A 296-nucleotide genomic window follows, 5' to 3' on the forward strand; every position below is an offset into this window, starting at 1 on the left:
CCGGACTTGTTTTTCTTCCAGACAATGCCGCAATACTTGGCAAGTGCATCATTGTTCTTAAAACACTTAATGGTGCCAATTTCAGCCAGGATGCCGCTGGCATAAACCTTACCGATTCCGGGAACAGAGTTTAGGATCTGATACTCGACAGGGTTCAGTCCTTTCACTGTTTTCAAAATAGCATCATCAATGGCTTTGAGTTCTTTTTCAAAGGCACTGATGCAGTTGAAGGAACACCCGATCGAGACCGTCAGGGGTTCATAAAGACACTTGTCCAGCCGGTAAGAAGCATTTGC

Annotated in this window: 1 protein-coding gene; it reads right to left on the reverse strand. The window is 45.3% G+C overall.

Annotated elements, in window-relative coordinates; genetic code table 11:
- Positions 1-296 (reverse strand): transposase (locus GPL15_RS27195; RefSeq protein WP_215701809.1); only part of this gene is annotated, 296 nt, incomplete at both ends.

This window comes from Clostridium sp. MCC353 (genome assembly GCF_018785315.1).
GTDB lineage: Bacteria > Bacillota > Clostridia > Lachnospirales > Lachnospiraceae > CHH4-2.